The sequence below is a fragment of the Pseudomonas sp. MWU13-2517 genome, assembly GCF_023242545.1.
Lineage (GTDB): Bacteria > Pseudomonadota > Gammaproteobacteria > Pseudomonadales > Pseudomonadaceae > Aquipseudomonas.
The window spans coordinates 121,746-134,594 of the sequence record NZ_JALMFA010000018.1; the positions used below are offsets into that span (position 1 = coordinate 121,746).

Sequence of the window (12,849 nt, forward strand, 5' to 3'; positions counted from 1 at the left end):
ACCCGCCACATCAACGGCGTACCGGTTGTGTGGCCGACCGTTTCCGGTCGCTGCATTCCGGCGGATACCCGCCCCATTCCCCGCTAATTTTTCCCTTTCCGGTTCGTTTTATAGGGACGACGTGCCTTTGTGCTTCCCGCCTATTGCTCCGGACTCCAAGAAATGAATGCTGAAGACTCCTTGAAACTTGCTCGCCGGTTTATCGGGCTGCCCCTGGAAAAACGCCAATTGTTCCTGCAAGCCTTGCAGAAAGAAGGCGTGGACTTTTCCCGGTTTCCGATTCCGGCGGGGGTGGAAGTGGAGGATCGCCAGGCGCTGTCCTACGCCCAGCAACGCATGTGGTTTCTCTGGCAGTTGGACCCTGCAAGTGCCGCCTACAACCTGCCTGGCGCCGTTCGGCTGAAGGGCGACCTGAATGTGCACGCCATGGAGCAAGCCTTCGCCAGCCTTGTGGCACGCCATGAAACCTTGCGCACGGTGTTCCAGCGCCAGGCAGATGATCGTCTGGAGCAAGTCGCTAACCTGCCGTCGCTGGCCATAGAGCGTCTGGATCTCAGTGCATTGCCGCTTGATGCGCGCGAGCAAGCCGTCCAAGACGCGGCTACCCGCCAATCGCTGCAGGCGTTCGACCTGGAAAACGGCCCGCTGCTGCGCGTGCAACTGCTCAAGCTCGACGAGCAGGAGCATGTGTTGCTGCTGACCTTGCACCATATCGTCTCCGATGGCTGGTCGATGAACGTATTGATCGACGAGTTCATCCGTTGCTACGACGCCCATGAGCGCAACGAAACCCCGCAATTGCCGGCGTTGCCCATCCAGTACAGCGACTACGCCTTGTGGCAGCGCCGCTGGCTGGAAGCGGGGGAGCAGGCGCGCCAGTTGAACTACTGGCAGGCGCGCCTGGGTGACGAGCATCCGGTACTCGAACTGCCCACCGATCGCCCGCGCCCGGCCATGCCCAGCTATCGGGGCACCCGCCATAATTTCGCGATTGACCCGGCACTGGCCGCGCAACTGCGCAGTTGCGCGCAAACCCATAACGTCACCCTGTTCATGCTGCTGCTCGGCGCGTTCAACGTGTTGTTGCATCGCTACACAGGGCAGGGCGATATTCGCGTCGGCGTGCCCATCGCCAATCGCAACCGCACCGAAGTCGAAGGGCTGATCGGCTTCTTCGTCAACACCCAGGTGCTGCGCACTGAACTGACCGGGCAAACCCGCATTGCCGAGTTGCTGCAAGGCATCAAGGAGCACGCCCTCGGTGCCCAGGCCCATCAGGAATTGCCGTTCGAACGTTTGGTGGAAGCCTTGAAGGTCGAGCGCAGCCTCAGCCACACGCCGCTGTTCCAGGTGATGTACAACCACCAGCCGCAGGTGGCGGATATCGCCGCCGTCAGCACCGCCTCCGGTCTGGAACTGGCCCTGGTGGAGTGGCAAGGGCGTACCACCCAGTTTGACCTGACCCTCGACACCTTTGAAAAGTCCGGCACCCTGCATGCCGCGCTGACGTACGCCAACGACCTGTTCGATGCGCCTTCCATCGAGCGCATGGCGCGTCACTGGATCAGCCTGCTGCACGCCATGGTCGCCGATGGCGAGCAACGCGTCGGTGAACTGCCGATGCTGGCCGCCGACGAACATCAGGTGCTGGTGAGCGAGTGGAATCAGACCGCCCAGGCGTACCCGACCGAGCGCGGCATTCACCAGTTGATCGAGGACCAGGCGCAGCGCACGCCGCACGCTCCGGCGCTGCAGTTCGGCGCAAGCACCCTCAGCTACGCCCAGCTCGACGCTCGCGCCAACCAACTGGCCCATGCCTTGCGCGAGCGGGGCGTCGGCTCGGACGTGCTGGTCGGGATCTGCGTCGAACGTTCCATCGAGATGGTGGTGGGACTGCTGGCCATCCTCAAGGCGGGCGGCGCCTATGTGCCGCTGGACCCTGAGTACCCGCAGGATCGCCTGGCCTACATGATCGAAGACAGCAGCATCACCTTACTGCTCAGCCAGCACAGCCTGCTGCCGATGCTGCCCGCCGCAGGTGTCCAGGTGATTGCCCTGGATCAGGCCGAAGGCTGGCTCGACGGCTACAGCACCGAACCGCTGGCCGTGACTATCCAGGCGTTGAACCTGGCCTATGTGATCTATACCTCCGGCTCCACCGGCAAGCCCAAGGGTGCCGGCAACAGCCATCGTGCTCTGGTCAACCGTTTGTGCTGGATGCAACAGGCCTACGGTTTGGATGCCGGCGACGCGGTCTTGCAGAAAACCCCGTTCAGCTTCGACGTCTCGGTATGGGAATTCTTCTGGCCGCTGATGACCGGCGCGCGCCTGGTGGTCGCCGCTCCCGGGGAGCACCGTGAGCCGGCGCGCTTGATCGAAACCATCGGCCGCTACGCCATCACCACCTTGCATTTCGTGCCCTCGATGCTCCAGGCCTTCATCCATGAGCCGGGTGTGCGCGCCTGCACGGGCCTCAAGCGCATTGTGTGCAGCGGTGAGGCCTTGCCGCTGGATGCGCAACTACAGGTTTTCGCCAAGTTGCCGGGTGTGGGGTTGTACAACCTCTACGGCCCGACCGAAGCCGCCATCGACGTGACGCACTGGACCTGCGTCGACGAAGGCGCCGACAGCGTGCCCATCGGCCGTCCGATCGCCAACCTGGCCACGTATGTGCTCGATGCCCAGCTCAACCCGGTGCCTGCCGGCGTCTCGGGTGAGCTGTACCTGGGGGGCACGGGCCTGGCACGCAGTTACCATCGTCGCCCGGCGCTGACGGCCGAGCGTTTTGTACCGAGCCCGTTCCTGTGCGGCGAGCGCTTGTACCGCACTGGCGACCGTGTGCGCCAGCGTGCCGACGGTGTGATCGAATACCTCGGTCGCCTCGATCACCAGGTGAAACTGCGCGGCCTGCGCATTGAGCTGGGCGAAATCGAGACGCGCCTGATGCAGCATCCTTCGGTGCGTGAGGCCGTGGTGCTGGTGCAGGGCGGCAAACAGTTGGTCGCCTACCTGGTGCACGAAAACAACGAACCCGCCGACCTCAAGGCCTGGCTGCTCGGCAGCCTGCCGGAATACATGGTGCCGACGCACCTGATTGCGCTGGCCAAACTGCCGGTGACCGCCAACGGCAAGCTGGATCGCAAGGCCTTGCCGCTGCCGGATGCCACGCCGCAACAGGCGTTCATTGCCCCGCAAAGCGAGCTGCAAAAAGCCTTGGCGGCGATTTGGGGCGATGTGCTGGGGCTGGACCGGGTCGGCCTGGACGACAACTTCTTCGAGCTGGGCGGCGATTCGATCATCTCCATCCAGGTGGTCAGCCGTGCTCGTCAGGCGGGGATTCGCCTCAGCCCGCGTGACGTGTTCCAGTACCAGAGTGTGCGCAGCCTGGCGTTGATCGCGACCTTCGAGCAGGCCAGCGCGATTGACCAAGGCCCGGTCAGCGGCGAAGTGATCTTGACGCCGGTGCAGCAGAGCTTTTTCGCCCAGGCGATTGCGGCGCGTCACCACTGGAACCAATCGTTGCTGCTGACCCCGCGTGAGGCGCTGGAGCCTGTACGCCTGGAAGCCGCGCTGACGCAAGTGATCAACCATCACGATGCGCTGCGCCTGCGTTTTGTGCAGCACGCCGACGGCTGGCAGCAGACCTATGCGGCGCCTGTCAGCACGGCTGCTGTGTGGCAGTGCCAGGCCGTTGACCACACTGAACTGGCCGCATTGTGCGAAGAAGCCCAGCGCAGTCTCGACCTTGCCCAGGGGCCGTTGCTGCGTGCCGCCCTGGTCACCCTCGGCGATGGCAGTCAGCGCCTGTTGCTGGTGGTGCACCATCTGGTGGTGGACGGCGTGTCCTGGCGCATCCTGCTGGAAGACTTGCAACAGGCTTACCGCGACGCGCCACTGCCGGCCAAGACCAGTGCTTTCCAGCAGTGGGCGCAGCAGTTGCAAGCGCATGCACAACGCCTGGATGCGCAGCTGCCGTACTGGCAGGCGCAGGCCATGGATACCGAGCTGCCGTGCGACAACCCCCACGGCGGCCTGCAGAATCGCCTGGGCAGCAAAATTGAAATCCGCCTGAATGCCGAATACACCCGCCAGTTGCTGCAAGAGGCGCCGGCGGCTTACCGCACCCAGGTCAATGACCTGTTGCTGACGGCCCTGGCCCGCGTGGTCGGCCGCTGGAGCGACCAGCCCGCTGCGCTGATCCAGCTGGAAGGGCATGGTCGTGAAGACCTGTTCGACGGTGTCGACCTGACGCGCACCGTCGGCTGGTTCACCAGCCTGTTTCCGGTGCGTTTGCAGGCTGAGGGTGAGCTGGCGAGCGCGATCAAGTCGGTCAAGGAACAACTGCGTGCGGTGCCCGACAAGGGGCTGGGCTACGGCCTGCTGCGCTACCTCGGTGCGCCTGAGGCGCGCGAATCCCTGGCGGGGCTGGGCGCGCCGCGTATCACCTTCAACTATTTGGGGCAGTTCGACCGCCAGTTCAATGCGTCCGCGCTGTTTGTACCGGCCACCGAGGGCAGCGGCCAGGCCCAGGACCCCGAGGCCCCGCTGGCCAACTGGCTGACGGTGGAAGGGCAGGTGTACGGCGGTGAGCTGGCGTTGCAGTGGGGCTTCAGTCGCGACATGTTCCACGCCGCGACCATCCAGCGCCTGGCGGATGACTACGCTACGGAACTCAAAGCTTTGATCGAGCACTGCTGCGCCACGTCGGCTGGGCAGGTCACACCGTCGGACTTCCCGCTGGCGGGCGTGACCCAGCAGCAACTGGACGCGCTGCCGGTCGCCGGGCCGACCATCGCCGACCTCTATCCGTTGTCGCCCATGCAGCAGGGCATGCTGTTCCATACCCTGTACGAGCCTCAAGGGCAGGCTTATATCAATCAACTGTGCCTGGACATCGAAGGCCTGGACCTGCTGACATTCGGCCGCGCCTGGCAGGCGGTGCTGGACCGTCATGACATCCTGCGCAGCAGCTTCCACTGGCAGGGTCTGGACAGCGCCCACCAAGTGGTCCAGCGCCAGGTCGACTTGCAGTTGCAGGTGATTGAAGACGCCGACGCCGACTTCAACGCGCTGGCCGCCGCCGAGCGCGAACGCGGCTTCGAGCTGAGCTGCGCGCCGCTGTTTCGTCTGATGCTGGTACGCGGCGTGGGCACGGCCTGGCACCTGATCTTCACCAGCCATCACATCCTTATGGATGGCTGGAGTAACGCTCAGTTGCTCAGCGAAGTCATCGCCCACTACGCCGGCCAGGCGTTGCCCGCGCCATTGGGGCAGTTCCGTGATTACCTGGGCTGGCTGCAGCAGCAGGCGTCGGGCGAGGCGTTCTGGAAGGCTGCCCTGGCACCCTTGCAAAGCCCAACCCTGCTGGCCGATGCGCTGCGTGCGCCGGTCGACGGCGTGGGCATGGCTGACCATCACGTGGCACTCGGCAGCGCATTCACCCAGCAACTCGGCGCCTGTGCCCGCCAGCACAAAGTCACCCTCAACACGCTGTTGCAAGGGGCTTGGAGTCTCCTGCTGCAACGCTACACCGGTCAGGTGTGCGTGGCGTTCGGTGCCACCGTGGCCGGGCGTTCGGCACCGTTGCCGGGGATCGAACAGCAACTGGGCCTGTTCATCAACACCTTGCCGATCATCAGTGCGGCATCACCGGCGCAGCCGGTTGCCGACTGGCTAGGCGAGCTGCAAGCGCTGAACCTCAGCCTGCGTGATCATGAGCATGTGCCGCTCTACGACATCCAGGGCTGGGCCGGTCAACAAGGTGCCGCGCTGTTTGACACCTTGCTGGTGTTTGAAAACTTCCCGGTGGCCGAAGCCTTGAAACAAGGTGCGCCTGCCGGCCTGAGCTTCGGCACGTTGCACAATCATGAACGCACTCATTACCCGCTAACCCTGGGCATCGAACTGGGTGCCAGCCTGCGCCTGGAATTCAGCTATGACCGCGCGCGTTTCAGCGAGGCGCAAGTCGCACGCTTGAGCGCCAACCTGCTGCACGTACTGACGCAAATGGTCGCCGACGCCCAGGCGCCGCTCGGCAACCTGCAACTGCTGGACGCCGCCGCACAGCGCGACGTGCTTGCATCCAGTCAATCCGCCGCCGCGGCCCGCCAGTCCACGCTGGTGCACGCGCGCATCGCCGCTCAAGCCCAGGCCACACCGCATGCCTTGGCGGTGCAGGCGGGGGATGCGCGTTTGAGCTATGCCCAACTCAACGAGCGCGCCAACCGCCTGGCCCATCGTCTGCTGGAACTGGGCGCAGGTCCGGGCCGGCGTGTTGGGCTGGCTGCGCGGCGTGGCCCGCAGTTGATCGTCAGCCTGCTGGCGGTGCTCAAGAGCGGTGCGGCCTACGTACCGCTGGACCCGAACTACCCGAACGAGCGCCTGGCCTACATGCTGGCCGACAGTCGCCTCGACCTGTTGCTCAGCGAAACCGGGCTGCTCAACGACCTGCCACTGCCCCAAGGTCTGGCTCGCCTTGAGTTCACTGCAAGCGGCGACGAGTGCGCCGGCTACCCTGCGAGCGACCCGCTCAACCGGGCGACGGCGGCTGACCTGGCCTACGTGATCTACACCTCCGGCTCGACCGGCCAGCCCAAGGGCGTGGCCATCGACCACGCGGCCCTCGGTCAGTTCTGCGACAGCGCCGAAGGCTATAGCCGCCTGACTGCCGAGGATCGCGTGCTGCAATTTGCCACCTTCAGCTTCGACGGCTTTGTCGAGCAGTGCTACCCGCCGCTGTGTGTCGGCGCGGCGCTGATCATGCGCGGCGATGAACTGTGGGATGCCGGCCAACTGGCGCGGGAAATCGTCGGGCAGGGCGTGACCCTGGCTGACTTGCCGGCGGCCTACTGGTACTTGCTGGCCAAGGAGTGCGCCGTCGACGGTCGCCCGCTGGGTAAGCTGCGCCAGGTGCATGTGGGCGGGGAAGCCATGTCGGTGGAGGGGCTGCGTGCCTGGCATGCGGCGGGGCTGGGCGATGTGCGCCTGGTCAACACCTACGGGCCGACCGAAGCCACCGTGGTTTCCAGTGTGCATGACTGCCAACCGGCCGATGCCAGCGATGTGTTCGGTGTGCCGATTGGACGGGCAATTGAGGGGCGTTCGCTGTATGTGCTCGACAGCGGTTTCCAATTGCTGGCCACCGATGGCGTGGGCGAGCTGTGCATCGGCGCCGAAGCCGGGCTGGCCCAGGGTTACTTCGACCGCCCGGCGCTGACCGCCGAACGCTTCCTGCCGGATCCATTTTCCGCCGTGCCCGGTGCGCGGCTTTATCGCAGTGGCGACCTGGCCCGTTACAACGCGGCCGGGGCCCTGGAGTACGTCGGGCGAATCGACCATCAAGTGAAAATTCGCGGTTTCCGTATCGAAATCGGCGAAATCGAAGCCAGCCTGCAAGCCTTGCCCCGGGTGCGTGAAGCGGCGGTAATCGCCCAGCCGAGCGCAACCGGTGCGCAATTGGTGGCGTACGTCGTCGCCGCCCGGGAGCAGACGCTGGACACGCAGGCCCTGGCAAGCACCCTGCGCCAGTCCCTGCCGGACTACATGGTGCCGGCCCATTGGCAGGTGCTGGATGCCTTGCCCCTGAACAACAACGGCAAACTCGACCGACGCGCACTGCCGGCGCCGGACCTGAACCAGGCGCGAAACGCCTACGTGGCCCCACAAAGTGCCCTGCACATTCAACTGGCGGCGATCTGGCAGGCCGTGCTGCAGGTTGAGCAGGTAGGGCTCAATGACCACTTCTTCGAGCGTGGCGGTCATTCGCTGCTGGCGACCCAAGTGGTTTCCCGGGTACGCCACGCACTGAAGTTGGAAGTGCCTTTGCGCACGCTGTTCGAACAGCCGACCCTGGCAGCGTTCGCAGCGGCGTGCGCGGCGTTGCAAGCCGACGCCACGCCAGCGCTGGTGGCCGTGCACCGGGATCGGCCGCTGGCCTTGTCCTTCGCCCAGGAGCGCCAATGGTTCCTCTGGCAACTGGACCCGGCCAGTGCTGCGTATCACGTGCCCAGTGCCTTGCATCTGCGCGGCCCGCTGGACATCGCGGCGCTGGAGTTGGCCTTTGACGCCCTGGTGCAACGCCATGAACCCCTGCGCACCACCTTTGCAGAGGAGGGTGAACAAACCTGGCAGGTGATTCACCCTGACCTGACGATTTCTATCGATCACCAACAGGTCGGCGCTGCGAACGTCGAACGCGCGGTATCCGCGGAAATCCAGCGTCCATTCGACTTGCGCAACGGCCCGCTGATGCGCGTCAAGCTGCTGGCCGTCGCGGCCGACCACCATGTGCTGGTGATCACCCAGCATCACATCATCTCCGACGGCTGGTCGATGCAAGTCATGGTCGACGAGCTGGTGGCGCTCTACCAGGGCCAGGCTGCGCTGCCGGCGTTGCCGTTCCAGTACGCCGACTATGCGGTGTGGCAGCGCGACTGGATGGCGGCGGGTGAAACCCAGCGCCAGCTGCATTACTGGCGTGAACGCCTGGGCACTGAGCAAGGTGTGCTGGAACTGCCCCTGGACCACCCGCGACCGGCACAGCAAAGCCATCGCGGCGCCCGGCACACCCTGCACCTGGACAGTGCGCTGGTGACCGAGCTCAAGGCCCTGGCCCGACGCCAGGACGTGACCTTGTTCGTGTTGCTGCTGGCGTCGTTCCAGACTCTGTTGCATCGCTACAGCGGCCAGTCGCAGATCCGCGTCGGGGTGCCGATTGCCAACCGTAATCGCCTGGAAACCGAGCGACTGATCGGCTTTTTCGTCAACACCCAAGTGCTGCAAGCCGACCTCAGCGGGGACATGCCCTTTGACCAGTTGCTGGCCCAGGTCAAGCATCGCGCCCTGGAGGCCCAGGCCCATCAGGACTTGCCGTTCGAACAGTTGGTGGAAGCGCTGCAACCGGAGCGCAGCCTGAGCCACAACCCCCTGTTCCAAGTGATGTTCAACCACCAGGACAGCCTGCGCCCAGGCCAGCTGCATTTACCCGGCCTGGCGCTGCAGCCGGTGGATTGGGCGGCTCACACCACCCAGTTCGACCTGAACCTGGAAACTGAAGAGTCGGCCGACGGTGTGTGGGCGTCGTTGACCTACGCCACCGATCTGTTCGAACCGGCGACCGTGGAGCGCCTGGCCGGGCATTGGCAAAACCTGCTGCGCGCCGTGGTGCGTGATGCGTGCGTGGCCGTGGATGAGCTGCCGATGCTCAGCGCGCCGCAATGGCAGCAACTGGTGAGTGACTGGAACCACAGCGACACCCCTTACCCATGCGGGCGCGGTGTGCATCAGCTGTTCGAAGCCCAGGCGCAGGCCCGGCCGGACGCGGTGGCCGTACAGTTCAACGAGCACGCCTTGAGCTATGGCGAACTCAATCGGCGCGCCAATCGTCTGGCCCACCGCCTGATCGCCGCGGGCGTCGGCCCGGATGTGCTGGTGGCGGTGCATGTCGAGCGCTCGGCGGACATGATCGTCAGCCTGCTGGCCACGCTCAAGGCCGGTGGCGCCTACGTGCCGCTCGACCCGCAATTCCCGGTGGAGCGACTGGCCTTCATGCTTGAAGACAGCCGCGCCCGCGTGCTGTTGACCCAGGCGCACCTGCTCGGGCAACTGGCACAACCGCAGGGGCTGCAGGTGCTGCGGGTGGATGATGCCGATGGCGCCGAACACAACCCGCAGGTCAATGTTTTGCCGGAGCACCTGGCTTACGTGATCTACACCTCCGGTTCCACGGGCAAGCCCAAGGGCGTAATGGTGCGTCACCAGGCGCTGTGCAGCTTTACCAGCGGCATGGCCGACACCCTGCACATCGACGCGGATGCGCGGATGCTTTCGCTCACCACGTTCTCGTTCGACATCTTTGCCCTGGAGCTCTACGTACCGCTGACGGTCGGCGCCACGCTGTTGTTGAGCGGCCAGGAAATGGCCCTCGACCCGGAGGCTATTCTCGACTTGGCCCAGCAACAATCCGCCAGTGTGCTGCAAGCCACCCCATCGACCTGGCGCATGCTGCTCGACAGCCCGCGGGCCGAGCTGTTGCGTGGCATCCAATGCCTGTGTGGCGGCGAGGCTCTGCCCACGGACCTGGCCCAGCGCCTGCTCGACCTGCAAGGGCCGGTGTGGAACCTCTATGGCCCGACGGAAACCACCATCTGGTCGGCTGCCCACCGCCTGTTGGAGGCGCAACCTTTTGTCGGGCGGCCGATCGCCAATACCGCGCTGTTTATTCTGAATGCCGGCATAACCCCGTGCCCAGTGGGCGCCCCGGGTGAGTTGCTGATCGCCGGCGTGGGTTTGGCGCGCGGTTACCACGAGCGCCCGGCACTGACGGCGGAACGCTTCGTACCCAACCCCTTCGGCGCCCCGGGCGAACGCCTGTATCGCACCGGCGACCTGGCGCGTTACCGCGCCGACGGTGTGGTGGAGTACATCGGCCGGGTCGACCATCAGGTCAAGGTGCGCGGTTTCCGCATCGAGCTGGGCGAGATCGAGGCCTGCCTGCGTGAACACCACGGCGTGCGTGAGGCCGTGGTGCTGGCCGATAACGACCGCTTGATTGCCTACCTGGTGAGTTCGGCGCCCGACACGCAGGAGGCCTACAAAGCCGCTTTGCGCGAGCGCCTGCCGGATTACATGGTGCCCGCGCACCTGCTGATGCTCGACAGCCTGCCTTTGACCCCCAATGGCAAACTCGACCGCAAGGCACTGCCCAAACCGGACGCGAGTCTGTCGCTCAAACGCCATATGGCGCCGGTCAGTCCACGGGAGCAGCTGGTCGCGGCGATCTGGGCCGAGGTGCTGGACGTGCCGCAAGTCGGCCTCGACGATCACTTCTTCGAACTGGGCGGGCATTCACTGCTGGCCACGCGGGTGGTGTCGCGGGTGCGTCAGGCGCTGGCCCTGGAAGTTGCGCTCAAGACCCTGTTCGAACACCCCTTGCTGGGTGACTTCGTGCGTGCCCTGGGCGAAGAGGGCGTAGCCGCGCCGGCGCTGCTCAAGGCCGACCGCACGCAACCCTTGCCGCTGTCGTATGCCCAGGAGCGCCAATGGTTCCTCTGGCAACTGGACCCCCACAGCCAGGCGTACCACATCCCCAGCGCGTTGCGTTTGCACGGCCCACTGGACCTGGATGCGCTGCAACGCAGTTTCGACGCCTTGCTGGCCCGTCACGAAAGCCTGCGTACCCATTTGCGCCAGGACACCGGCGGCACGGTGCAGGTCATTGAAGCGTCCGGCGTGATCGACATTGCCCTGGCCGACACGGCCTATGCCGACCTCAAGGCCCGGGTTGCCGAGGAGGTCGCACGCCCGTTCGACCTGCTGCGCGGGCCATTGCTGCGGGTCAGCTTGTTGCGTCTGGCCGAGGACGATCACGTGTTGGTGCTGGTGCAGCATCACATCGTCTCCGATGGCTGGTCGATGCAACTGATGGTCGAGGAGCTGGTGCAGTCGTACGCCGCCTTCAGCCACGGTGAGCTGCCGAACCTGCCGGCATTGCCGATCCAGTACGCCGACTATGCCGTGTGGCAGCGCAACTGGATGGAGGCTGGGGAAAAGGCGCGTCAACTGGCTTACTGGCGTGAGCAACTGGGCGGTGAACAACCGGTACTGGAGTTGCCGTTCGACCACCAGCGCCCGGCGCTGCCCAGCCATCGCGGTGCACGCTTGGGCATCGAGCTGGCGCCTGACTTATTGGCCGGGTTGCGTACGTTGGCGCAAAACGCCGGAGTGACGTTGCCGATGGTCTTGCTGGCGTCCTACCAGGCGCTGCTGCACCGCTACAGCGGCCAGGAAGATGTGCGCGTCGGCGTGCCGATCGCCAACCGCAACCGCCTGGAAACCGAGGGTTTGATCGGCTTCTTCGTCAATACCCAAGTGCTCAAGGCTGATATCCACGGGCCAATGAGCGTGGAGCAATTGCTCGGCCAGGTACGCCAACGCTCGCTGCAGGCCCAGGCCCATCAGGACCTGCCGTTCGAGCAATTGGTGGAAGCGCTGCAACCGGAGCGCAGCCTGAGTCTGAGCCCGTTGTTCCAGGTGCTGTTCAACCACCGCGTCACGTCGGCTGACAGCCATTTGCAACGACTGGCCGACTTGCATGTCGAGGTATTGAGTTGGGATGAAGGCGTGGCGCAGTTCGACCTGGCGCTGGACGTAGAGGAAAGCCGCGAGGCGTTGCGCGCATCCCTGAGTTACGCCACCGACCTGTTTGCGCCTGCCACCATCGAGCGCATGGCCGGGCACTGGCAAAACCTGTTGCAGGCGATGGTTGCCGATCCACAGCAGCCCATCGCCCAGTTGAATCTGCTGGGTCAAGCGGAGCGACAGCACATTCTGCAACGTTGGAATTGCACCGATTCCGGCTTCTCGTCCGAACGGCTGGTGCATGAAATGTTTGCCGACCGTGCCCGGGAAAAACCCGAGGCGGTGGCGGTGAAGTTCGATGCGCACACCCTGAGCTACGGCGAGCTCGACCGCCAGGCCAACCGCTTGGCCCATGAGCTGATTGCCCGTGGCGTCGGCCCGGAAGTGCGCGTGGCCATCGCCATGCCGCGCAGTGCCGAGATCATGGTGGCCTTCCTGGCGGTGCTCAAGGCCGGTGGCGTGTATGTGCCGCTGGACATCGAGTATCCGCGAGATCGCCTGCTGTACATGATGCAGGACAGCCGTGCGCAACTGCTGCTGAGCCATACCGTGGCGTTGCAGCAACTGCCGGTTCCCGAGGGCCTGGATACCCTGGCGATTGATCGCCCCGAGGACTGGGCCGAGCACAGCGATAGCGCCCCGCAGGTGACGCTGGACGGCGACAACCTGGCCTACGTGATCTACACCTCCGGCTCCACCGGCTTGCCCAAG

At 65.0% G+C, this 12,849-nt stretch carries 1 protein-coding gene; it reads left to right on the plus strand.

The genetic code is table 11. The features are described from left to right. Positions 1 to 162: 162 nt before the first annotated feature. Positions 163 to 12,849: non-ribosomal peptide synthase/polyketide synthase (locus M5B97_RS23895; RefSeq protein WP_248732866.1), on the plus strand; the 12,687-nt coding region annotated here is incomplete at its 3' end.